16 protein-coding genes are annotated in these 22,676 nt (G+C 73.0%); 8 read left to right on the forward strand and 8 right to left on the reverse strand.

Annotation, left to right across the window (positions count from 1 at the left end; genetic code table 11):
* Positions 1 to 1,650 carry an ABC transporter substrate-binding protein gene (locus tag ACWDD9_RS27565; RefSeq protein WP_449812993.1) on the reverse strand — a complete coding sequence of 550 codons (1,650 nt, stop codon included), beginning with the start codon at positions 1,648 to 1,650 and terminating at the stop codon, positions 1 to 3.
* A 359-nt stretch (positions 1,651 to 2,009) separates the two neighbouring features.
* Positions 2,010 to 3,494: an MFS transporter gene (locus tag ACWDD9_RS27570; RefSeq protein ID WP_449812994.1), complete on the reverse strand. Its 1,485-nt coding sequence runs from the start codon at positions 3,492 to 3,494 to the stop codon at positions 2,010 to 2,012.
* Between the two features lie 125 nt (positions 3,495 to 3,619).
* Between ACWDD9_RS27570 and ACWDD9_RS27575 the strand changes: the two genes are divergently transcribed.
* Positions 3,620 to 4,054, forward strand: a complete 435-nt coding sequence (locus tag ACWDD9_RS27575; RefSeq protein ID WP_082345177.1) for a winged helix-turn-helix transcriptional regulator — start codon at positions 3,620 to 3,622, stop codon at positions 4,052 to 4,054.
* Between the two features lie 199 nt (positions 4,055 to 4,253).
* On the opposite strand, the gene ACWDD9_RS27580 is transcribed toward ACWDD9_RS27575, so the two are convergent.
* From ACWDD9_RS27580 to ACWDD9_RS27590, 3 genes are all read right to left on the reverse strand, one after another.
* Entirely contained in the window at positions 4,254 to 4,832 is a 579-nt protein-coding gene (locus ACWDD9_RS27580; RefSeq protein ID WP_449812995.1) for a hypothetical protein, read from the reverse strand.
* 250 nt (positions 4,833 to 5,082) lie between these two features.
* Positions 5,083 to 6,330, reverse strand: coding sequence for an ATP-grasp domain-containing protein (locus tag ACWDD9_RS27585; RefSeq protein WP_449812996.1), 1,248 nt, complete (start codon positions 6,328 to 6,330; stop codon positions 5,083 to 5,085).
* Between the two features lie 11 nt (positions 6,331 to 6,341).
* Positions 6,342 to 7,517: a hypothetical protein gene (locus tag ACWDD9_RS27590; RefSeq protein ID WP_449812997.1), complete on the reverse strand. Its 1,176-nt coding sequence runs from the start codon at positions 7,515 to 7,517 to the stop codon at positions 6,342 to 6,344.
* A 544-nt stretch (positions 7,518 to 8,061) separates the two neighbouring features.
* Between ACWDD9_RS27590 and ACWDD9_RS27595 the strand changes: the two genes are divergently transcribed.
* Both ACWDD9_RS27595 and ACWDD9_RS27600 read left to right on the forward strand, forming a co-directional pair.
* The gene (locus ACWDD9_RS27595) at positions 8,062 to 8,421 is read left to right on the forward strand and encodes a hypothetical protein (protein WP_449812998.1); all 360 of its coding nucleotides are present in this window, start codon (positions 8,062 to 8,064) and stop codon (positions 8,419 to 8,421) included.
* Between the two features lie 394 nt (positions 8,422 to 8,815).
* Positions 8,816 to 11,539, forward strand: coding sequence for an AAA family ATPase (locus ACWDD9_RS27600; RefSeq protein WP_449812999.1), 2,724 nt, complete (start codon positions 8,816 to 8,818; stop codon positions 11,537 to 11,539).
* 65 nt (positions 11,540 to 11,604) lie between these two features.
* Here ACWDD9_RS27600 and ACWDD9_RS27605 read toward each other — a convergent pair whose 3' ends face one another.
* Positions 11,605 to 12,672 carry an alpha/beta fold hydrolase gene (locus ACWDD9_RS27605; RefSeq protein WP_449813000.1) on the reverse strand — a complete coding sequence of 356 codons (1,068 nt, stop codon included), beginning with the start codon at positions 12,670 to 12,672 and terminating at the stop codon, positions 11,605 to 11,607.
* A gap of 232 nt (positions 12,673 to 12,904) precedes the next feature.
* Between ACWDD9_RS27605 and ACWDD9_RS27610 the strand changes: the two genes are divergently transcribed.
* Positions 12,905 to 13,720: an alpha/beta hydrolase gene (locus ACWDD9_RS27610; protein ID WP_449813001.1), complete on the forward strand. Its 816-nt coding sequence runs from the start codon at positions 12,905 to 12,907 to the stop codon at positions 13,718 to 13,720.
* Between the two features lie 9 nt (positions 13,721 to 13,729).
* On the opposite strand, the gene ACWDD9_RS27615 is transcribed toward ACWDD9_RS27610, so the two are convergent.
* A complete protein-coding gene (locus ACWDD9_RS27615) occupies positions 13,730 to 16,531 on the reverse strand; it encodes a helix-turn-helix transcriptional regulator (protein ID WP_449813002.1) in 2,802 nt (933 codons plus the stop codon).
* Between the two features lie 581 nt (positions 16,532 to 17,112).
* Here ACWDD9_RS27615 and ACWDD9_RS27620 point away from each other — a divergent pair.
* The 3 genes from ACWDD9_RS27620 to ACWDD9_RS27630 all read left to right on the forward strand — a co-directional run bounded on the left by ACWDD9_RS27620 (position 17,113) and on the right by ACWDD9_RS27630 (position 19,183).
* On the forward strand, positions 17,113 to 17,715 hold the full coding sequence (locus ACWDD9_RS27620; RefSeq protein WP_449813003.1) for a DUF1349 domain-containing protein: 603 nt from the start codon (positions 17,113 to 17,115) through the stop codon (positions 17,713 to 17,715).
* Between the two features lie 192 nt (positions 17,716 to 17,907).
* A complete protein-coding gene (locus tag ACWDD9_RS27625; RefSeq protein WP_449813004.1) occupies positions 17,908 to 18,249 on the forward strand; it encodes a thioredoxin family protein in 342 nt (113 codons plus the stop codon).
* A 40-nt stretch (positions 18,250 to 18,289) separates the two neighbouring features.
* On the forward strand, positions 18,290 to 19,183 hold the full coding sequence (locus ACWDD9_RS27630) for a class I SAM-dependent methyltransferase (RefSeq protein WP_449813005.1): 894 nt from the start codon (positions 18,290 to 18,292) through the stop codon (positions 19,181 to 19,183).
* 110 nt (positions 19,184 to 19,293) lie between these two features.
* On the opposite strand, the gene ACWDD9_RS27635 is transcribed toward ACWDD9_RS27630, so the two are convergent.
* Positions 19,294 to 20,505 (reverse strand): MFS transporter, encoded by a 1,212-nt coding sequence (locus ACWDD9_RS27635; RefSeq protein WP_449813006.1) that lies wholly within the window; start codon positions 20,503 to 20,505, stop codon positions 19,294 to 19,296.
* Positions 20,506 to 20,895: 390 nt separating this feature from the next.
* Between ACWDD9_RS27635 and ACWDD9_RS27640 the strand changes: the two genes are divergently transcribed.
* Positions 20,896 to 22,632: an ABC transporter permease gene (locus ACWDD9_RS27640; protein WP_449813007.1), complete on the forward strand. Its 1,737-nt coding sequence runs from the start codon at positions 20,896 to 20,898 to the stop codon at positions 22,630 to 22,632.
* The last annotated feature ends 44 nt before the right edge of the window (positions 22,633 to 22,676 follow it).

Consider the following 22,676-nt stretch of genomic DNA (forward strand, 5'->3'; position numbering starts at 1 on the left):
TCAGGCCACCCCGATGCCGTAGAAGTCGGTGTTGGCGTCGACGTCCAGGACCAGCCCGTTCACCTTGCCGTGCCGGGCGACGTCCATGGTGGCGATGTAGGCCGGGAAGGAGTACGCCTGCTCGACGATCTTCCGCTGGACCCTGCGGTACAGCTCGGCGCGCCGCTCGGCGTCCACGGTCGCCTCGGCCTCGTCCAGCCAGCCGTCGATCTCGGCGTCCTTGACCCGGCTGCCGTTCGCCCCGCCGCCCCCGAACTGGGACTTGGAGTGGTAGAGACTGCCCAGCAGGACCGGGTCGGAGCCCTGCCAGGCGAAGGCGAACACGTCGTAGTCGCCCTTGCCGGTGCGCCCGATGGAGCCCGCGGAGTCCAGCGGCACCAGCTTCAGCTCGATGCCGACCTGCTTCAGCGCGTCCTGCACGCCCACGTCGAAGGTGTGGTTCTGGGCCGAGACGAAGGTCTGCACGTACGGCTGCTCGGCGGTGAGGCGCTTGCCGTCCCTGGTGCGGTAGCCGTCGGCGTCCCGCCCGGTCCAGCCGGCCTCGTCCAGCAGCTTCTCCGCCTTCTCCTTGCTGTACTCCCAGGCCGGCTTGGCGAACGACGGCTCGGCGCCGGGGGTGGAGGGCGCCAGCGGCCCCCAGGCCTGCTCGTACTCGCCCTGGAAGACGCCCTTGACGATCCCGGCGAAGTCGATGGCGTGCCGGACGGCCTGCCGGGTGCGCGGGTCGTCGAACGGCGCGCGGGCGGTGTTGAGGTAGTAGGTGTAGGGGACGCCGGGGACCGCCTTGCGGACCACCTCGACGCCGTTGCGGCCGCGCAGGCCGGCCAGCCGGTTGGCGGGGATCAGCTCGGCGGCGTCGACCTGACCGGACGTCAGGGCGCCGACCCGGGAGGCGTCCTCCTTCAGCAGCAGCACGACGATGCTCTCCAGCTTCGCCGGCCCCTGGTGGGCGGCGGTCGGCGGGGCCCAGTCGTAGTCGGACCGGCGCTTGAACACCGCCTGCTGACCCGGCGTCACCGACTCGAAGGTGAACGGGCCGGTGCCGACGACGAACGCGCCGCCGGAGGAGAGGTCGCCCGCGTGGTCGCGCAGCGCGACGGGGGAGTGGAAGCCGAGGAAGGTGCTCCCCGCCGAGTTGAGGAACGAGGCGTGGGGGGCCGTCAGGTGCACGGCCACCGTGCGCGGGTCGACCACCTCGGTCTCCTGGTACGGGCCGAGCAGGCCGGCCGCCCGCTTGGACGCCGTCTTCGCCGCCGTGACGTGCTCGAAGTTCGCCTTCACCGCCGCCGCGTCGAACGGGGTGCCGTCGCTGAAGGTCACGCCGGTGCGCAGGGTGAAGGTGTAGGTGAGGCCGTCGGGCGAGACCGTCCACGACTCGGCCAGCCACGGCTTGACGGTCCCGTCCGGAGCGATCGCGACCAGCGACTCCAGTACCGGGCGCAGCAGCCGCCCGGTGACGGCGGTGGACGCGGCGTGCGGGTCCCAGCTGTCGGGTTCGACGGCGGCGCCGTAGCGCAGGGTGCCGCCGCCGGCGCTCTTCGCGGAAGGCGGGGCGGAGGAGTCGGAGCAGGCCGTGAGGACGGCGGGGCCGATGACGGCGGCGGCGGTCAGGGTGACCGGGAGACGGAGGAAACGGCGTCTGGTGTACATGGGTTCTTTCTCGATCCTGCGCGAGGCGGGGAACGGTGGGCGGCGTGAGGCCCGCCCACCCCGCGGGGGAGACGCTGATGGACCCGGCCGCGGACGATGCGACGAGTCTGCTGGCTCCGTCCGGATCCGACCCCCCTGACCGTCCCCCTAAGCGGGCCCTTTCCCGGGGCCCGCGGGTTTCGCGGCGGGATCCTCGTGGGTGTGCTCGGCCGGCGTGCTCGGCCGGCGTGTTCCGACGCGGTGCTCCGCCGCGGTGCTCCGACGTGGTGCCGAGTGCGGTGCGGCCCCGGCGGCGGTACGCGCCGTCAGGGTGGTGCGGCCGTTCCGGGAGGCCCTCCGGAACGGCCGCACGGGGACCGTCAAACGTGCGGTACGGGGGTGTCCGCAGACTTGAGGTCCGACTCGGGGGCGCTCTCGGCGCCGTCCGCGGGGCTGCGCAGGACGAAGGCGGCCACCAGGACGCCGACCGCCACGAACAGGGCGCTGAGCCCGTAGGAGAGGTGGAAGCCGCCGGTGAGCGCCGCCACCTTGCTGTCGCCCTCGCCGAGCAGCGTCGCGGTGCGGGAGGCGGCCACCGTGGCGAGCACGGCGGTGCCGATCGAGGCGCCGACCTGCTGGGTGGTGTTCACCAGGCCGGAGGCGATGCCGGCGTCGTTGGGCGAGGTGACCGACATGGCCTGGCCGATCAGCGCCGGCATGGCCGCGCCGAAGCCGAGGCCGAGCAGCACGAACGGCGGCACGATGTCGACGAGGAAGCTGCCGTCGCTCGGCACCCGGGCCAGCAGCGCGAGCGCCGCGGCCACCAGCAGCAGGCCGACGACCAGCACCCGGCGGGGCCCGAACTTCTGGTTCAGCTTGACCGCGAAGCCCAGCGAGACGATCGCGATGGTGACCGGCGCGGGCAGGAAGGCGAGCCCGGTCTTCAGGGCGTCGTAGCCCAGGACGTTCTGGAAGTAGAGCGCGGTGCAGAACTGGTAGCCGAACAGGCCGGCGACCATCAGGACCATGATGCCGTTGGCGCCGGAGACCGCCCGGGAGCGGAAGATGTGCAGCGGCAGCAGCGGCTTGGCCGCGTACGCCTGGCGGACCACGAAACCGACCAGCAGTACCAGCGAGCCGGCCAGCAGGCCCAGCGTGCGGGCGTCGCCCCAGGTGTACTCCTCGGCCTTGATGATCGTGTAGACCAGCAGCATCAGACCGCCGGTGGCGAGCACCGAACCGATCAGGTCGGCGCCCTCGCGCAGCCCCGCTCCCTTCCCGCCGGGCACCACGCTCTGCGTCAGCACGAGCGCCACCAGGCCGATCGGCACGTTGACGTAGAACACCCACGGCCAGCTGAAGCTCTGCGTCAGCACGCCGCCCAGGATCAGGCCCAGCGAGGCGCCGGCCGCGGAGACGAACGCGTACGCCGCCAGTGCCTTGGCGCGCTCGCCGGCGTCGGGGAACAGGGTGATGATCATGCCCAGGACGACGGCCGAGGCGAGCGCCCCGCCGACCCCCTGGACGAACCGGAACACCACCAGCGCCGTCGAGGAGGAGGACAGGCCGCAGGCCAGCGAGGCCACCGTGAACAGGCCCAGGCCCGCGCTGAAGACGCGCTTGCCGCCCAGCAGGTCGCCCAGCCGGCCGGAGAGCAGCAGCAGCCCGGCGAAGGCGATGAGGTAGGCGTTGACCACCCAGGCCAGGCCGGACTGGGTGAAGCCGAGGTCGGTCTGGATGGTCGGGAGGGCGACGGTCACGATCGAACCGTCGAGGATGATCATCAGGTTGCCGGTGCAGAGGAGCCCCAGTGCCAACCAGCGTGACCTGGAAGGCTGGAGGGACGGCGGGGCTTGCGTGGTCATCGGAGCAGTCCTTCGGGGGAATGGCCCGGGAGGGGCGCCCGGTGGCGCCCGCGCTCCCTGAGGGCACTTCTTGTTACAGCGACCATCATGTGTGACCATCAAGTCCACCGTAAGGAGGCACTTTCATGTTCCTGGGGAACAACGATGTGATCGAGGACATCGACGAGACCGGCGGCCTCGACGACCCGGCCCCCGCCCGCGAGGCGTGCACCGTCCTGGAGGCGCTCAACCGGATCAGCGGCAAGTGGGCGATCGGCATCCTGCTCAACCTCAGCCACGGCCCGGTCCGCTTCACCGAACTCGAACGGTCCGTACCCGGGATCAGCCGCCGCATGCTCACCCTGACACTGCGGAACCTCGAACGCGACGGACTGATCGAACGCACCGTCTACGCGACCGTGCCGCCCAAGGTGGAGTACCGCGGCACCGAGATGGCCGCCGAGCTCTACGCCTCCCTCAAGGGCCTCACCGCCTGGGCGGAACGCCACCGCGACGCCATCGCCCTCTCGCGGGACTCCTACGACCGGGAGCAGCTGGCGGCGGGCGCCGGGGACCTCTGAGGCCAGGCCCTCCGCTATGCGAAGGGCGAGCCCGTCATCATGCTCGACGGGCTCGCCCGGATACTCCGCGTCGACCGGCAGGAGGCGGCCCGCCGGGTCCTGACCCCAGCCGTTCGGCGCGGCGGCGCCCGAAGAACTGCCGGATGAAGCAAGGACGTTGGTGGCAAGCAGGGCTCGGCCTGACCGCCACGATCCCGGGCTACGTCAGCTTGTAGGCCATCTCGGCGAGCTCGAGTGCCTGGCGGAGCGTGTTCTCGTCCGTGATCTGCACGCTCACCCGGTAGGCCCGGTGGCCCTTGGGGACGAGATAGGCGTCCGGCGCGATGCCGTGAAGGGTCGCGGCGTCGCTGTCGTAGTTGAGCCGCAGGTTGACCACGCCGGTGTCGGCGTAGACGTACGCGAACCCGCCGAGCTGGCTTCCCTGCCGTCGCAGGCGCAGGTAGTCGCTGTAGTCGAGGGGTTCTCCCTCCTGGTGGGTCTTCCGCTTGACCCCGTGCAGCGCGGCGTTGGGCCACGACGTCGTCTCCTCGAGGAACGAGACGAACTGCTCCGCGGCGGGGTTCCGGGTCAGCATCTTCCTCACCTCCGCCTGGCCCTCGGCCGCGAGGCCGGGAATCGGCAGCGACTGCCATCTGCCCCCGACCGCCGCGTCCTCCCCTGCGGTGGCACGGCTGGCGGGCGTCAGGCTCACTCCCATCGCGGCGATGAGCTGCCTTCCCACGTCGGACGCGTCCAGCTCTTCTGCCGTGCCCTCCACCTGGATGAACGTGACCTTCACTTCAACCCCTCCCTGAGTTGCATCGGTACATGGAAAGTAGCATCAACTCCCAATGCATGAAATGTACTTAGGAGGCCCCGAAGCAGGAGGTGCCGGGTGCCGGAGAAAACGGATATCGGGCACAGAACCATCACATCGCGGGTAGGCGCAGGCTCCTACCGTCGTAGCATGAGGGGTGTGGAGTTGCGCCAGTTGCGGTACTTCGGCGCGGTGGTCGACGGGGGTGTCCGGCTGCCGGCCGGCGAACCTGTCAATCGGCCGCCGGGGTGATCTCGTACATCCCGGGGCCGTCCAGGTAGCGCACCGTATTGAGGTCGCGCTGCAGAACGGCGTCCACCGGGTGGCTGAGCGTCAGAGTGACCGGATACTCGCGGTCGTAGGTGGTTGAGGTGATGGCGTCACCGGGCTTCACCAGCTCGGTGAGGGAGTGGAAGCTCGCCAGTTGCTCGAGCTGGTCGAGCGCGCGGTAGCCCCGCAGCCGGCCCGTGGCCGGAGCGACCAGTGCCGCCCAGGCGAACGCGTGCTGCCGCTGGTAGGGCCGGCCCGCCCGGGCCCGGAACCGCTCGGGCCGGACGTAGGCGTCGACGGTCCACTCCAGCTGGCCCTCGCCCAGGACCTCGGCCGTGTAGTAGGGCAGCCCCGAGACACGGGCACCCACCTCGACCAGTCGCGGGCCGTCCGGGGTCAGCTTGATCTCCAGGTGTGCCGCGCCGTACCGGATGCCGAGGGCGTCCAGCACCCGGCGGCCGTAGCCGAAGAGCTCGCCGACCGGCTGTTCGTCGCAGCGCAGCAGCACCTGCGCGGTCACCAGGTCCCGCACCCCGTTGGCCTGGATCCGCTCGGTGCGCCAGGCGTCGGTCAGCTGGTGCACACCCGCGCAACTGACCGTGTTCACGATGTACTCGGCGCCCACCAGGTACTCCTGGGCGACGACCTCGGTGATCGGCTCGCCCAGCACCACGCGGCGGTCGCGGAGCGCGCGCAGCGCGGCGACCGAGTCCTGCGGAGCGTCGCAGAACGACACGCCGTCGCCCCAGTAGCCGCGCAGGGGTTTGACGACCACGGTCCCGCCCAGTTCCTCGTGCCAGGCCAGCAGTTCGGCCTCGTCACCGGTTCGCAGCTGCCGCATGCCGGGGACGCCCTGAGCCTTGATCGTTTCGATCTGCACGTACTTGTCGCGCCGCGCGCTGCTCAGGGCGGTGCCGTTGGAGGCCAGCCCCAGCCGCTCGGAGAGGGCGTCGGCGAGCTCCACCCCGGTCTCGCGACCGGCCAGGACCGCGACCGGCCCCAGCGCGGCGAGTTGTGCGGTCAGGACGTCCAACTCGCCGTCGTGGACGAGCACATGACCGAAGGCCCGGTCGTCCACCGGATCGAGTCCGACCGGAGGGGCGGGAGTGCTCCGGACCTGGATCACCTCGCCGCCCAGCGCGCCGAAGGCGCCGGTGAACCCGGAGGACGTGCCGAACGCGTCGACGACCGCGACACGGAATGCTGACATCGGTTGCCTGCCTAATGGTTGGCCGGAGCGGAGCCGGGGCGGATGAGATCGGCGCGAAGCGCGAGGAGCCGGTACACCGCATTGGTGAGCACGTGCCGGACGCTGAACCCCGACGTGCCGGGGTCCCGGCCGTCCAGGATGTCGTGTTCGCCGCCCTGCTCGCTGATACCGCGACGGGTCAGCCCGGTCCGCTCCCGGAACGCCTCGGGGAGCGCGTGCCGGGTGACGCCCAGGTGCGCCATCCGGAAGTCCACGAACTTGTCGATCACCCTGACCAGCCGGGCGCGCCCCGCGCGGTCGAGCACCAGCCGTCCCTCCCGCAGCCGCTGGGACACGTTCGCCCCGCGGATGGAATCGCCGCGCCACCGTGCGATGGCGGGCCGCGACCACGAGGGGAAGTAGGACATCGACTGGTCCAGGAAGACGCCGTACTCCTTCGACGGCGGCAGCAGGGCCAGTTCGAGGAGGTGGACACTGGGCATGAACGCACCGCTCGCGCCGCGCGGGCCGCCGGGATGCCCCATGTGGTAGGGGCGGAACCGGTTGAACGCCTGCTGGGACAGCTTGCGGTACCTGGCCATGTACCGGGTGAACTCCGCGAGGTACTCGACGACGTCGTCCAGGACCGCGGCCGGTCGGGCGGCGGCCGTCGGCAGGACCAGCGAGCGCAGGCCGTAGGCGGCCGATTTGGCCCATGGTTCGGAGAGGTGGTGGCCGAGGTAGAAGTCCCGTTCGAGAGGGGCGTCCCGGCCCGCGGAGAACACCCGGATGTCCCCGCTGCGCCGGTGTTCCTCGCAGTTGACGTCGATCAGGAGCTCATAGCTCAGATGGGGATCCAGGGCGGGGAACCTGCCGCACTGGGCGGATATCAGCTCGGCCAGGGCGCGGGGTGCGGCCTGCGGCCCCGCGGGCGCGTAGCCGCTGAGCAGGAAGAGCAGGTCGAGCTGGAGGAGACGCGCGGTCCGCTCGTCGTCCTCGGAGAGGCACTGCGGAGTGACGTTCCGGAGCATTCGCTCCTGGGTGTAGGCGAGTTGATGGTACGTCAGGCGCCCCGCCGAAAGGTCGCCGAGGGCGGCGGGAAGGCTGCACAGGACGTAGTCGCGCAGCGGTGATCCCGGGCGACCGGGGGCGGGAGAGGTGTGCTGCCGGGGGTGTGCGACACCGTCGAAGAGCTGGCTGCTGTTCACGTCTTCTCCTTGCCGGCCGCCGCGACGGGCCGTGACGGCGCTGGGGTTGGTGTTGCCCGCGGGACCGGCCGCCTGCCGGATCCCGTACCGGCGGCGACGAGGCCGCGGACGACGAGCGCGGCCGTCGAACGGTGCGTTCCGGCAGAGGGGCGCGACGGGTCGAGCGGGCCCGCGGGTCCAAGCGTGCTTCACCGCCACGCGTCGGCACATCGGTCATCTGACGGCGGGAGCCGACCGGTTGACCGCGTCGGCCACGTCGGGCGGTGAGCCGAGACCGGGGTGAGCGGTCCTGGTTCGGGCTGGACGAGGAGTCCAGAAAAGAGCGGACGCACCGTCAAATGACCGATGTGGAACAGAAGTACCGAGCCGATGATGGAGAGCACACGTCCGCCCCGAAGGCGGCGACCCGTCTGTGCCTCCCGTCATCAGCAGCCCGCTGTCCGACAGCGCCGGAGCGGTCGCCGGCAGTGGCCGGGTGTTCCGGGCGCAGAACCGGGCCCGGTCCCTCCGGCGGCACCATCACACACACGGAAAGGTGATTCACATGTTCACACCCAGGGCCATGCTCCGCGGCTCGGCCGCCACGGCGATGGTCGTCACCGCCCTGACCGGCCTCGGTGCCGGAACGGCACACGCCGCCGGCTGGCCTCCGTTGCAGCCGGGCGCCCGCCTCTACTCGGGCACCGGCGGGAGCGGCGCGGTGACCGCGGTCGACCTCGACGACTTCGGCACGTGCCACACGCTGGCGGCACCCGCCCGATCGGTCCAGGTCGCCTCCGGCTCCGCGTCCGTGGTGCTGTACTCCGGCGCGGGCTGCTCCGGCGCCACCCCGTGGGCCACCGGCTCGCTGGCCCAGTTCAACCTGCCGTGGCCGGTGCTGAGCTACCGGGTGGTCCCGGCCTGACGCCATCCGGACCAGGGCGGTACGGCCCTCGGCGACCTCTTCGCACGGAGGCCTCGAAGCCCCGGTCACGAGGGGCGCCGGGGTAGGCCGGTGACGCCCGACGGCGGGCGGAACACCTCACATCCCGTTCCGACACAAGGAGTCCACTGGAACGAGGTCGACAGGGGCGGCCACTTCGCCGTCCGGGACCAGCCGCGGCTCCTGGCCGAAGAACTCCGCGCCGCCTTCAGGACGCTGAGGTGACACGGCGCGGTGGTGCCGGGCCCCGCACCACCGCGCGTGCCGCCGGCTGACCGCCGCGCGCCGGTCGTGACGGAACCCGTGCGACTCGGCCGGCTCCGCCCTTCGTAGGATGGGTGCAGCTCCTCCGGGAGGAACTCTCCCCGGAGGTGCCATGCCGCAGTCCGCGAACCACCAGCTCATCGGGCGTACCCGGGAGGTGGAGGTGCTGGACCGTCTGCTGCGCGAGGTGCGCGACGGGCGCAGCCGGGTGCTGGTGCTGCGGGGTGAGGCGGGTGTCGGCAAGTCGGCGCTGCTCGACCACCTGGCGGGGCAGGCGGGGCAGTGGCAGGTGGTACGCGCGGCCGGTGTCGAGGCCGAGGCCGAGTTCGCCTATGCGGCCCTGCAACGGCTGTGCGCCCCGCTGTTGTCGCACCTCGGCCGGCTGCCGGAGGTGCAGCAGGAAGCGCTGCGGGTCGCGTTCGGCCTGAGCACGGGAAACCCGCCCGAGATGCTGCTGGTGGGGCTCGCGGTCCTCGGTCTCCTCGCCGAGGCGGCGGCCCGGTCCGCGCTGGTGTGCCTGGTCGACGACGCGCAGTGGCTGGACCTGATGTCCCGGCGAATCCTGGCGTTCGTCGGGCGCCGGCTGGACGCGGAATCGGTGGCGCTGGTGTTCGCCGAGCGGATCACCGACGGGAATTCGGACGACGAGGGCCTTTCCGGTCTGCCGGACCTTCCGCTGGGCGGGCTGGCCGATGCCGACGCCCGGGCGCTGCTGGACGGCGTGCTGCCGGGGCCGGTCGACGCCCGGGTACGGGACCGGATCGTGGCCGAGACCGGCGGGAATCCGCTCGCCCTGCTGGAGCTGCCCCGGGGCCTGTCGCCGGCGGAGTTGGCGTTCGGCTTCGGCGGGCCCGGCGCCGGCCCGCTGGCGACCCGGCTCGAGGACGGCTTCCGCCGGCGCGTCGACGCCCTGCCGGCCGACACCCGAGCCCTGCTGCTGGTCGCGGCGGTCGAACCGGTCGGCGACGGGCCGCTGTTGTGGCACGCCCTGCGTCTGCTGGGCATCGGGCCGGAGGCCGTGGCGCCGGCCGAGGCCGCGGACCTGATCACCCTGGGAGCCGCCGTGCGGTTCCGGCACCCGCTGGTGCGTTCGGCGGTGTGGCGCGGCGCGGATGCCGCGGCGCTGCATGCGGCGCACGCGGCCCTGGCCGAGGCCACCGACGCCGAGCGCGACCCCGACCGGCGGGCCTGGCACCGGGCCCACGCCGCGGTCGGGCCGGACGAACAGGTGGCGGCCGCACTGGAGAGCTCCGCCGACCGGGCCCTGGCACGCGGCGGCCGGGCGGCCGCCGCCTCCTTCCTGGAACGTGCCGCCGCGCTCACCCCTTGCCCGGAGGCGCGGGCGCGGCGCGCACTGGCGGCCGCGGCGGCCCATGTCGCCGCGGGCGTGCCGGCCCGGGTGCCCGACCTGCTCGCCGCCGCGGAGCTGGGGCCGCTGGACCGGCTGCAGCAGGCCCATGCCGACCGGCTGCGGGCCAAGGCGTCGTCCATGACCGACTCGGGGAGGGGCGCGGTGCAGCCGCTGCTCGACGCGGCGGGTCGGCTCAGGGACCTCGACCCGGCCCTCGCGCGGGAGACCTGCCTCGCGGCGTACGACGCGGCCATCTGGGTCGGCCGGTACGACGAAGGCGCACTGCGCCGGGTCGCCGAGGCCGCTCGAGACCTGCCGCCCGGCGACGAGCCGGCGGGAGTCTTCCTCAGGGCCCTGGTCGCCCGGAGCGTGGACGGGCCGGCTGCCGTCTTCCCGCAGCTGGCACGGGCGCTGCGCTCCCTCACCGACGAGGAGGATCCGTCCGTCCTGTGGGCGGCCGCGAACGCCGCCGCGGAGCTGGGCGATCTCCAGGGCTGGCTGGACATCGGCGGCCGGGCGGTCCGCTTCGCACGCCGGACGGGAACCCTGTCGCTCCTCTCGACGGCGCTGCCCTACCAGGCGTCCGCGCTGGGCTTCGCGGGGCGTTTCTCCCCAGCGGGCGACCTGCTGGCCGAGGCCGCGGCCCTGGACAAGGTCACCGGCTCGGTGGCGCGCACGGCCTCGGCGGCCTTGATCAGCGCGTACCAGGGGCGGGAACGACCGGCCCTGGAAGCGATCGAGGCGATGGAACACGAGGGCGAGCAGCGCGGCCTGGGCCGACTCGTCGGCGTAGCCGCGTGCGCGAGGGCGGTGCTCCACAACGGCCTGGGCAACTATCCGCTCGCCATGGAAGCGGCGCTTCGGGGCGGGGAGTACCAGGACCTCGTGGTGCACGTCTGGACGTGCGGCGAGCTGGTCGAGGCCGCGACCAGGGCCGGCGAGCCGGCTGTGGCGGCCGGGGCGCGCGAGCGGCTCGCCGACTGGAGCCGGGCCGGCACGCCCTGGGCCCTGGGCGCGCACGCGGTCGCCGAAGCCCTGACCGGAGCACCCGAGCAGGCCGAGGACCGCTACCGCGAGGCCGTTGACCACTTCGGCCGCGGTGGGCTCGGCGTGTTCGAGACCCGGGCCCGACTGCTGTACGGGGAGTGGCTGCGCCGCCGGAACCGGCGCGCGCAGGCCCGTACCGAGCTGCGGGCGGCGTACGAGGCGGCCGGGCGCACGGGTATGGAGGGGTTCGCCGAGCGGGCCCGGCGTGAGCTGCTCGCCACCGGTGAGACGGTTCGCAAGAGGACCGTCGGCGCGCCGGTCCTGACCCCGCAGGAGGCGCGGATCGCCCGCCTCGCGGCCGCCGGGCACCCGAACGCGGAGATCGGCGAGCACCTGTTCCTCAGCCCCCGTACGGTCGAGTGGCACCTGCGCAAGGTCTTCGCCAAGCTGGGGATCTCCTCCCGTCGAGAGATCGACGGCGCCCTGTCCGTACGGTGACGGCCGTGCGGTGACGGCGATGCGGTGACGGCCGTCCGGTGACGGCCGTGCGGGATCAGCAGGGGTCACAGATGGTCGGCGTCCACCACGGCCTGGGCGAACGCCGTCGGCGCCTCCTGCGGCGCGTTGTGGCCGATGCCGGTGAGGACGCGGTGCTCGTAGGGGCCGGTGAAGAACTTCCGGTACCCACTGCCGTCGGTGGTGGGCAGGAACGGGTCGAGGGCGGGGTCCACGGCGATGGCCGGCACCGTGACGGGCGGTCGGGCCGCGAGTAGCCGCTCGTAGTGCTCGTAGCGGCGCTCGCCGTCGGCCAGGCCCAGACGCCAGCGGTAGTTGTGGATCACGATGGCGGCGTAGTCGGGATTCTCGAACGCCGCCGCGGTGCGTTCGAAGGTGGCGTCGTCGAACCTCCAGGTGGGGGAGGTCTCCTCCCACACCAGCCGGCACAGGTCGTGCCGGTTCTGCCTGGTCTCCATGGCGACGCGGCCGCGGTCGGTGGTGAAGTAGTACTGGTACCACCAGGTGCGCTCGGCCTTCGGCGGCAGCGGGTTCTTCTGCGAGGGGAGGTTGACGATCAGGTAACCGCTCACCGCCACCAGGGCCTTGACCCGCTCCGGCCACAGCGCCGCGACGGTGCCGGCGGCCCGCGAGCCCCAGTCGAAGCCGGCCAGCACCGCCTCGGGGATCTTCAGGGCGTCCATCAGGGCGATGACGTCGAGGGCGATCGCGGACTGCTGCCCGGTACGGACGGTTGTCGGGGACAGGAAGGTGGTGGTGCCGTGGCCCCGCAGGTACGGCACGATCACCCGGTAGCCGGCGTCCGCCAGCAGCGGCGCCACGTCGACATAGCTGTGGATGTCGTAGGGCCAGCCGTGCAGGCAGATGACCACGGGCCCGTGCTTCGGCCCGGCCTCGGCGTAGCCGATGTCGAGCACGCCGGCCTGGACCCGCTTCAGGTCGGTGAACGTGGTGTGGGTGCCCGCGGTGACGGCCGGGATGACCGGGGCCGGGCGGCCGGGCCGGTCGGAACCGGCCGCGAGGGCGGCAGGCGCGTTCGAGACCGCGCCGACCGACACGGCCGTGGCGCCCATGCCGAGACCGACCGCTTTGGTGAAGGCACGCCTGTCGATCATTTCTGATCCTTCCTGGAGACCCGCTGGTGCCTCCACTGTTCTCCGGCCGCCGGCCGGCCGCATCGGTCACATGACGTCGAGACGCGGGAAGACGCCCGCGGACCCGCGAAGGGTCTGCCGGGCCGCCGGATTCAGTCATTCGACTGTGTCCGCCGGCCTGCCGCTCGGTGATCCTCGAAGGAGCGCCGTGATGCCGGCGGATCGTCGTGCGTGCAATTCGGAAGGTCTGGCCGTGAAACAAACCCCCGTCGTCCTCATCCACGGTGCGTGGTTCCACATGTCCTCCTGGGAGGGCTGGGCCGAGCGGTTCACCGCCTACGGTTACGCGGTGTGCGTCCCGGGCTGGCCCGGCGAAGCCCACACCGCCGACCGGGCCCGCCGCGATCCCGGCCCGCCGCGCGACCTCGGGCTCGCCGCGCTCGCGGCCCACTACGAGCAGGTCGTGCGCGGCTTCGACGACCCGCCGGTCCTCATCGGGCACTCGGCCGGCGGCCTCATCGCCCAGCACCTCCTCGGGGCCGACCTCGGCCGCGCCGCCGTCGCCCTCGCGCCGCTGCCGGCCGGCGGTGTGCCGCCGGCCGACGGCCGGTCCCGGCCGTGGCCGCTGATGTCGGCCGGCCCGACCCGGCACCCGGGCTTCGGGCAGCTGCCGCGCGCCCGGTTCCGACACCTCGTCGTCAACACGGTCGGAGAGGGGGAGGCCGAGCAGCTCTTCGACCGGTACGCCGTCCCGGCCCCGCTCCGGCTGCTCGCGGACCTCGGACTCGACGGCACCGCCACCGGGCCGGCCGGCACCGTCGTGGACACGGCCAATACGGCGCGCGGACCGCTGCTGCTGGTCTCCGGCCAGGAGGACCGGATGGTCCCGGACGCCGTGACCCGCTCGGTCTACAAGCTCTACGGCGACTCCTCCGCCGTGACGGACCTGAAGCAGTTCGCCGATCGGGGGCACTCCCTGGTGTTCGACAGCGGCTGGCGTTCGGTCGCCGACCACGTCCTCGGCTGGCTGGCCGCCAACGGCGTCGAGGCCGTGGCCCCACAAGGGTGAGCGCGGGCATCAGACCTGCGCCGCGTCGGTCCGGCTCAACGCGTCGCGCAGTGCCGCCCGGGCGGTGATGCCCAGCTTGGGGAAGACGCGGTACAGGTGCGAGCTGACGGTACGCGGCGACAGGTGCATCCGCGCGCCGATCTCCTTGTTCGTCAGGCCGCCGGCGGCCAGGTCGGCGATGCGGCGTTCCTGCCAGGTCAGCGGGGCCACGGTCAGCGTCGGGACGCGGGGCGGGGCCCCGGTGGCGCGCAGTTCGGCCCGGGCCCGTTCGGTCCAGCCGGCCGCGCCCAGCCGCTCGAACACCTCGGCCGCCGGGACCAGGTACTGCCGCGCCGGGGCCGGGCCCTGGACGTGGCGCACCCGGATGCCGTGCGCCAGCCGGATCCGGGCCAGCTCGAACGGGAAGCGGGTGGCCTCCGGCTGGGATTCGGCCCGCGTGAACATCTCGGCGGCCTCCCGCTCGTCCTCGGCGGTCATCGCCAGCGCGCCGTAGGTGATCAGCCCCAGGCGGGGCGACACCTCCGGCAGACCGGCGTCGCGGGCGGCGAGGGCGTGCGCCCGGGCCTGGTCGACGCGTCCGGTGTGCCGGGCGGCCTCGACGAGATCGAGCAGGGTGCGCGAGGCCTGGTAGGCGTAGGGCCGGAACTCACCCGGCTGGGTGATGCCGATGGCGTAGAGGTACGCGGTCTCGTAGTCGCCGGAGCTCAGCGCGGCGGTCGCGCCGGCGGCGTCGGCGACCTGGGTCAGGAATCCCAGTCCGCGCGGGCGGGCCCAGGCGTCCACCTCGGCCTGCAGGTCCCGGGCCCGCCCGACCTGTCCGCGCAGCGCCGCGAGCTGGGCAAGGTACGCGCGGCTCTGGGCGGCGAACAGCTGGTGGCCGTGATCGGTCGCCAGGTCCAGGCCGCGTTGTCCGGTGTCCTCGGCCTCGGCCCATTCTCCGACCGTCAACTGGTCGAGCATGATCTGGTGCAGCATGACCATGCCGGTTGCCACGGCCCCGGTCTCCAGCTCGCGGTCGACGACACGCTGCAGGTGGGGGCGGTAGTGGCTCAGGAGGTCGAGGTGGTACGCGGCCGCGCCGAACTGCGTGACGTCCCAGGGTTCCAGGTCCGGCAGGGTCGCGGCGGCCTGTCGCACCGGCCCGGCGAAGCCGGCTCCGTGCCTGGTCACGTCGCTCCAGGTGCCGCTGTAGAGACGCGAGCGTCGGGTGAGGAGGCTGCCCAGGGAGGCGAGGAGTTCGTGCGTGCTCTCCCAGGCCGCGCGGTCCCCGCTGTACTGACTGATCGTCAGGAGCAGAACCACCAGCCGGGTGAGGACCTCGTCAGGTTCGGCTTCGCCGACAGCCGACGCGACGGCCGACCCGCCGTCCCGGAGCTTCTCGATCGCGGCCGAGACCTGGCGGTGCGTGGAGCGGACGTCCCCGTCCTGGTGGAGCGCCCGGTAGGCGGCCGCCAGCACCGAGGCCGGCGACCCCGTCGAGCCGGGCGTGAGGTCCGCCTGGACCAGCCGGTGCGCCTGGCCGAGGCGGGCGGCGTGAGCGGCGACGAAGGCCGCGTCGGCCAGGCGCCGGGACCGGCCGGTGTGGGTCTCGCTGAGCTCGGCGGCCCGGGTCAGCCAGGCCACGGCCGCCAGCGCGCCGCCGCGCCGGGTCGCCGACTCGGCCGCCGCCTCCAGGATGTCGGCGACGTCCTCGTCCGGATCGACCGTTGCCGCCGCCAGGTGCGTCGCCCGGCGTTCGAGGTTCTCCCGGTGAACCTGTGCCAGCGCCAGGTGGGCGGCGCGGCGCTGGTTGGGAGTGGCCATCCGCACGACGGCGGACCGTACGAGCGGGTGCCGGAAGACGAGATCACCGGTGACCACCTCGATGTCCAGCAGCCCCGCGGCCACCGCCGTGTCGGCGTCACGCATGCCGTAACGGGTGCCGGGGACGGTGTCGGTGCCGCTCGGGGCCCCGGCGCCGTCGAGCGCGCCCATCAGCAGCTCGGTCCGCACCCGCTCGTCGAGGGCGGCGATGCGGGTGCCGAACAGCCGTTGCAGCCGTCGGGGCAACGGCACGCCGTGCTGACCGACCAGGTCTTCGACCGGGAGATCGCTCGACCGGCCGACGAAGTGGGCGGGCAGCTCCAGCAGGGCCAGCGGGTTGCCCCGGGCCCGCTCCAGGACGATTCGACGGACCTGTCGGCTCAGCTCCGGGTACCGGTGGTCCAGCAGGCGGGCCGCGTCCTCGTCGGTGAGGGCGGTGACCGGCAGTTCGGGCAGTGCGGCGGTGTCGAAGCGGGACGTGATGTCGCTGCAGACCGCGACCAGCATCTTCGCCGGGCCGCCGGCCAGGCGTCGGCCTACGAAGCCGCAGACGTCGGCGCTGGAGTCGTCCAGCCACTGCGCGTCGTCGAGGACCAGCAGCAGCGGCCGCTGCGCGGCGGAGAGCGACAGCAGGCTGAGCACGGCGATGCCGAGCGCCATGACCGACGGCGGATCGCCCCGCACTCCGCTGAACACGGCGTCGAACACCGCCCGGGTCCCGTCGTCCAGCCGCGCGACGTCGGTGAGCAGCGGATGGAGGACCTGGTGCAGCCCGGCATAGGGCAGCTCGGACTCCGCCTCGACACCGGCGGCCCGGATGACGACCTGGCTCTCCCGCTCCGCCAGCGCGGCGGCGTGGCTCAACAACGAACTCTTGCCGACCCCCGTCTCCCCCCGCAGGACCAGCGCCTGGCCCGTCGCGGCCGTCACGAACGCCGCGAGCTCCGCCTGCTCGTCCTCGCGGCCCACCATCGCCGTGGTGACGCCCCATCGCTGGAACCCGGTCATGTCCCCTTGCCCCTTCCTGATTTCGTTCCCACCGCGCGGCAGCTCCCGCAGCGCCGGCGGGGTGACGCGTGCTTCGGCGACGATCGCGCCCCGCACGCGGGGGTGCACCGGACCGGGCGGCATCGAGTCGAGCAACGTCCGGGCGTCGTCGCCGCGGAGCCCGTCCACCCGTGGTTCCGGCAGGCCGGCAAGGCGTCCGGCGCTGGTCGGCCTGCGGGCCCCAGGGCGGTCGTGCCGACGCCGGAAGCCCCTGCCAACAGGCCCCACCCCCGTCAGCTCCTTCGCGGCCATGGAAGCCGTGCGGCGTCCACCGACCACGATCCCGGGACCACGGGCCCGTCGAGCCAGTGTCGAACCCTGGCCAGTACCCTGGCCGGGGGCGGCCGGTGTCCGGCACGGGCGTGGTGGGGCCGGCATCCTCCTGGCCCCCGGGGGCCTGCCGACGGGACGCCACGCCGACGCCCTCCACCACCCGTAGACGCCCGCCGCGCGACGGGTTCCCCTCGCGTCGACGGGCGCGGAGGAGTCCGGGGCGGACGAACACCGACCGAGCGCCCCACCCGCACAACGGAAGCAGAGACATGAGCGATCAGCACACCATCGGCTGGGACGACGCGACCTGGCTCAACCCTCCGCTGGACGCCGTCCACGACGGCTCCGGGCTGCTCGTCACCACCCGGGACCGCAGCGACTTCTGGCGCACCACCAGTTACGGCTTCGTCCGGGACGACGGGCACGCGCTGCTGACCCCCTTGCCGGACGCCAGCGCCGTCGAAGTGACCTTCGTCGCCGACTTCGACGCCCTCTACGACCAGGCCGGACTCATGGTCCGGGTGGACGAGCGGACGTGGATCAAGGCCGGCGTGGAGATGACGGACGGCGTCCCGCACCTGGGCGCCGTCGTCACCCGCGGCCAGTCCGACTGGTCCCTGGCCCCCGTGCCCGAATGGAACGGGCGCCACATCACCGTCCGGGCCAGCCGCGTCGGCGATGCCCTGACCATCCGGGCCCGTCGCGACGACGACCCGTGGCGCATGGTCCGGCTCGCCCCGCTGGCGCCGGAGGCGGTGGCATCAGCCGGCCCCTTCTGCTGCTCCCCGCAGCGCGAGGGCCTTCAGGTACGGTTCACCGGCTTCCGTCAGGGGCCCGCCGACGCGTCGCTCCACGACCCGACCGCATCGTAGACCGGGCGTGCCCCGGCCCCCGCACCTTCCCTGAACCAGGAACCATATTTGCGGAAACGGCAAGTCTGTTTGCCGCCTCCGCGATTGCGGGCGCACCCTCGGAGCTGAGGTTCGAGCGCCGCCCCGGTCCGGGTCCGGTCCCGCCGGGAGCGGCGCTCGTGCGCGAACGCACCGGAAGAGGAGAGCCCCGCCATGGCCGCAAAGTCCACCCGCTTCGTGGAGAGTGTCACCGAACAGACCTTCCCCGCCCGCGTGTTGAAGGCGGAGCGCCCCGTCCTGGTCCAGTTCTGGGCCGCGTGGTGCGGGCCGTGCATCAGGGTCACTCCCATCGTCGAGGCGTTGGCCGCCGAGCACGCGGGCGTCCTGGACGTCGTCAAGATCAACGTCGATGAGGAGGCCGGACTGGCGGAGCGGTACGGGGTCACGTCGATCCCCGCCTTCGTGGTCTACACCGACGGCGCCGTCGCCATGGCGTGGACGGGTGCCGCGCCGAAGCCGGTCCTGGAGCGCCAGCTCGCCCCCTTCCTCCGCTGAGCGCGGACCCGGACCGACCCACGAAGGAAGGCATGGACTCATGAACCCGCAGCACGACCAGGACCTCGGGTGGGACGCCTCCGGCGCGCTCCGGGAACGCGAAGCCGGCGTGCACGCCCCCGCTCTCCTGCGGGCCGTGGAGTGGTTGCGGGGTCTGCTGCGGATCGGCGGCGGCGGACACGCCCCCGTCCACCGGGTGCTGGACGTCGGCAGCGGGCCGGGCGTGGTGACCTGCCTGTTGGCGCAGACCTTCCCGGACGCCGAGGTCGTAGCCGTCGACCGGTCGCCCGGCCTCCTGGAGCAGGTCCGTTCGCGCGCGGCGGCTCAGGGGGTGGCGGACCGCGTCGTCACGCAACTGACGGACGTCAGCGGCGAGTTCGACGCGCTGGGTGCCGCCGACCTGATCTGGAGCCGTCACGGTGTCCAGCAGGTGGGGGACCAGCAGGCGGCACTGCGCTCCCTGGTCGCCTGCCTGCGGCCGGGCGGGCTCCTCGCCGTCGCCGAGAGCGGGCTTCCCCCGCGTTTCCTGCCCCGCGACATCGGCACGGGGCGTCCGGGCTTGCAGGCCCGCCTGGACGCGGCCGCCGAGGATGCCTTCGGCGCGATGCGCGACCAACTGCCGGGCGTGGCCGCGACGGTGGAGGACTGGCCGGCCATGCTCGCCCGTGCCGGGCTCGTCCCCAGCGGGACGCGCAGCTTCTTCACCGATCTCACGTCCCCCCTCGGGATGTCGGCGCGGGAGTACCTGCACCTGCGTCTGACCCGGCTGCGCGACCGGATCGGTGACCGGCTGGATCCGGAGGACCGCGCAACGCTGGAGCAGCTCCTGGACAGCGACACGTCCGCGGGCATCCTCGGACGTCCCGACGCCTTCTACCTCACGGCCGACACCGTCCACACCGCCCGGCTGTGCCACGGCGGCGTTCGGCACTGAAACGCTCCTCACCGTGACGAGGCCGCAGCCCAGCAGCTGCGGCCTCGTCGCTCGTCGTGGCCGGTCCGGGTCCGGGCCCGGTGTCGGCGTCGGTGACGCCAACGGGATCGTCAGCCGTTCTCGCAACGATCGGGAGCCGGGGCCGCGGGCCGCTCCATCTCGCGCAGTCGTGCGAACGGCGCGGCCGTGGCGAGGGCGAGAGCGATCGCTCCCATGAGCAGGAGGGCGAACCAGCCGCCGGACGTGTCGATGACGACTCCGGCCGCGGCGGACGCCAGCGAGGCGCCGAGGTTCACGGAGGTGTTGATCCAGGTCGACGCCTCCGTCCGGCCGGACTCCGGGACGACGGTGTCGGCGATGAGGTACCCGGTGATGAGGGAGGGGGCGAGGAAGAGGCCGACGAGGGCGAGGCCCGCGGCGAAGAGACCGAGCGGGTGCAGCTGGGACACGAGCACCGCGGCGAGCCCCATGCCGGTGCACAGGGTGAACAGCCTCGCGCCGATTCCCGACGTGAGCTTCAGCTGCCCGTAGAGGAAGCCGCCGAGGGCGCTTCCGCCGGCGAAGGCCGCCAGGAGCCAGCCCGAGGCCGCGACGGCGTCACGCTGCGCGGCGACGGCCGGCGCCGCGATCTCCGCGACGCCGAGCACGCCGCCGACGCCCACGAGGACGGTCAACACCCGTGCGAATCCCGGCTGCTGGAGCGGGCGGTCACCCCGCGCGACACTCCCTCCGGTTCCGCGCAGCGCCCCCGACGACGCGCTGGACGTCATCGCCGCGGTGCCGAGGAAGACCGTGGCGGCGGTCACCCAGAGTCCGGTGGCGGGAGACGTGGCCACGATGACCGCGGTGATGACGACGGGACCGCCGACGAAGAGGAGTTCCTCGCACACCGCGTCGATGCTGAACGCCTTCGTCCGCTGGTCGCCGGCCGTCGTGAGCGACGCCCAGATCATCCGCATCGCGGCCCCCAGGGGCGGCGCCGTCAGGCCGACCACCGCGCCGAGGACGAGGAACCAGGCATCCGCGACGCCCTCGGCTCCCGCGATGAGCGCGAGGGCGACGAACCCCGAGGCCTGGCCTGCCGCCATGGCGGTGAGCGCGATCCGATGCCCGAGCCGGTCGACGGCCCGGGCGCGCCAGGGGGCGGCGACGACGTTGGCGATCCCGAACGTCGCTGTGGCGAAGCCGGCCTGGGAGTACGAACCCGTACTGGCCTGGACGGCGAGCAGGAGGGCCAGGCCGCCCATCGCCAGGGCGGACCGGGCGACCAGGGCGGGGAGGAAGGCGCGAAGCGCGCCGGGAAGGAGAAGCACTGCGAGCATGAGGAGGCTCCGATGATGCGCGGCCGGAGTCGTGTGCGCGGCCGCCGACGTCTGACGGTGATCGAAGTCCGGAGGGCATGGGGAACCGCACCCTCGACGGATCAGAACCTGGGCGGGAGGGACCCAGGACCGTCAGATGAACATCACGATGAACACCCGCGGAGCCTAACAGGCGGGTCGTGGAGACCGGCCGGAATTATCGCCCCGCCGGTGCCGCCCCGGTCCTCGACGTCGGCCTCGCGGCCTGAGACACCACAGGGCCCGGGCCCGGGGCATTGGTCCGTGCCGGTGAGCGGTCCCGTCGCGTGCCCGGGGATGGGCGGTCCGGTGGGCTGGGCGTGGTTCAGTGGCGCGGACGGCGGTGACCAGGGGCTTCGGAGGGTGGTGCGGATGTCGGGCGAGGGCGGGTTCCCTTCCCGCGGCGTGTGGCGGCGCCCGGCACTGCGCTGGGTGGACGTGCTGGTGACGGCGGCGCTGGTGGGGCTGCTGTACGGCCTGCTGCGGCTGGCCCCGTCGCTGGACGCGCCGTTCCTGCCGGAGCAGGCGCCGTCCACGGTGTCGACCGATCCGTCGGACCTGCCGTACTACGCGGTGCGGTCCTTGCTGCGGATGTTCGTGGGGCTCGTCGTCTCCGTGCTGTTCACCTTCGTCTACGCCACGGCCGCGGCGCGGATGCGGCGGGCGGAGAAGGTGCTGCTGCCGGTGCTGGACGTCCTCCAGTCGGTGCCCGTGCTGGGGTTCCTGTCGGTGACCGTGACCGCGTTCATCAACCTCTTCCCCGGTTCCACGCTGGGGCTGGAGTGCGCGTCGATCTTCGCGATCTTCACGTCGATGGCGTGGAACATGACGTTCGCCTTCTACGCCTCGCTGACCAGCCAGCCCGGGGAACTGGACGAGGCGTCCCGGGTGATGCGGCTGACCAAGTGGCAGCGGTTCTGGCAGCTGGACGTGCCGGGCGGGATGATCCCGCTGGTGTGGAACGGGATGATGAGCTTCGGCGGGGCGTGGTTCTTCCTCGCCGCGTCCGAGTCGATCAGGGTCCTGGGGCACCAGTACGCCCTGCCGGGCATCGGGTCCTACGCCGCCGCCGCGATCCAGGAGGGGGACCTGGGGAAGGTGGGCGTCGCGATCGCGGTGATGGTCGTGATGGTGGTCGGGGTGAACGTGCTGTTCTGGCGGCCGGTGGTGGCCTGGTCGGAGCGGTTCCGGGTGGAGGAGTCGGAGGCCGCCGAGCGGCCCCGCAGCGCCGTGCTGGACTTCCTGCGCCGCTCCAGCGTGCCGGAGCTGCTCGGACGGCCGCTGCGGCCGGTCGGCACGGCGCTCGACCGCGGCACCCGGGCCTTCGGCCTGGCCGAGCACCCGCTGGCCCCTTCGGCGGCACGCGAGCGAACCGGGGACGTGTTCTTCGCGGGCGCGGTGACGGCCGTGGTGCTGCTCGGCACCTGGCGGGCCCTGGACTACGTCGACGCCACGGTCGGGCTGGGCGAGTTCGTCCACGCCCTGTGGCTGGGCGCGGTCACCTTCGGCCGGGTCGTGGTCCTGCTCGTCGCGGCGACCGTGGTGTGGGTGCCGATCGGTGTGTGGATCGGCATGAACCCCAAGGTCACCCGCTTCGCCCAGCCGGTGGTGCAGGTGCTGGCGAGCTTCCCCGCGAACTTCCTCTTCCCCTTCGCCACGGTGCTCTTCGTGGCGGTGGGCATCTCGCTGAACGTCGGCGCGGTGCTGCTGATGGCCCTGGGCGCGCAGTGGTACATCCTGTTCAACGTCATCGCCGGCGCCTACGCGATCCCCTCCGACCTGCGCGAGGCGATGACCGGCTTCGGGGTGAGCGGGACGCTGCGGTGGCGCGCGTTCATCCTGCCGGCGGTCTTCCCGTACTACGTCACCGGCGGGATCACCGCAGCGGGCGGCGCGTGGAACGCCTCGATCGTCGCCGAGGTCGTCGACTACGGATCCCACCACCTGACCGCGACCGGGCTCGGCGCCTACATCACCGCCGCCACCGCCACCGGCGACTTCCCGAGGATCCTGGTCGGGATCAGCGTCATGAGCATCTACGTCGTCGCCCTCAACCGCCTGCTGTGGCGCAGGCTCTACCGGATCGCCGACACCCGCTACGCACTCTGACCGAGAGACCGAGAGACCGAGGGACGGCGAGACAGCGGGACGGC

The organism is Kitasatospora sp. NPDC001119 (assembly GCF_053598475.1).

Bases quoted from the DNA above. Each gene is read 5' to 3' on its own strand.
- ACWDD9_RS27585 (WP_449812996.1), bottom strand. From the start codon at position 6,330: ATGTCAGCATTCCGTGTCGCGGTCGTCGACGCGTTCGGCACGTCCTCC.
- ACWDD9_RS27620 (WP_449813003.1), top strand. From the start codon at position 17,113: ATGAGCGATCAGCACACCATCGGCTGGGACGACGCGACCTGGCTCAAC.
- ACWDD9_RS27625 (WP_449813004.1), top strand. From the start codon at position 17,908: ATGGCCGCAAAGTCCACCCGCTTCGTGGAGAGTGTCACCGAACAGACC.
- ACWDD9_RS27600 (WP_449812999.1), top strand. From the start codon at position 8,816: ATGCCGCAGTCCGCGAACCACCAGCTCATCGGGCGTACCCGGGAGGTG.
- ACWDD9_RS27615 (WP_449813002.1), bottom strand. From the start codon at position 16,531: ATGACCGGGTTCCAGCGATGGGGCGTCACCACGGCGATGGTGGGCCGC.
- ACWDD9_RS27630 (WP_449813005.1), top strand. From the start codon at position 18,290: ATGAACCCGCAGCACGACCAGGACCTCGGGTGGGACGCCTCCGGCGCG.
- ACWDD9_RS27605 (WP_449813000.1), bottom strand. From the start codon at position 12,672: ATGATCGACAGGCGTGCCTTCACCAAAGCGGTCGGTCTCGGCATGGGC.
- ACWDD9_RS27575 (WP_082345177.1), top strand. From the start codon at position 3,620: ATGTTCCTGGGGAACAACGATGTGATCGAGGACATCGACGAGACCGGC.
- ACWDD9_RS27595 (WP_449812998.1), top strand. From the start codon at position 8,062: ATGTTCACACCCAGGGCCATGCTCCGCGGCTCGGCCGCCACGGCGATG.
- ACWDD9_RS27570 (WP_449812994.1), bottom strand. From the start codon at position 3,494: ATGACCACGCAAGCCCCGCCGTCCCTCCAGCCTTCCAGGTCACGCTGG.
- ACWDD9_RS27565 (WP_449812993.1), bottom strand. From the start codon at position 1,650: ATGTACACCAGACGCCGTTTCCTCCGTCTCCCGGTCACCCTGACCGCC.
- ACWDD9_RS27635 (WP_449813006.1), bottom strand. From the start codon at position 20,505: ATGCTCGCAGTGCTTCTCCTTCCCGGCGCGCTTCGCGCCTTCCTCCCC.
- ACWDD9_RS27640 (WP_449813007.1), top strand. From the start codon at position 20,896: ATGTCGGGCGAGGGCGGGTTCCCTTCCCGCGGCGTGTGGCGGCGCCCG.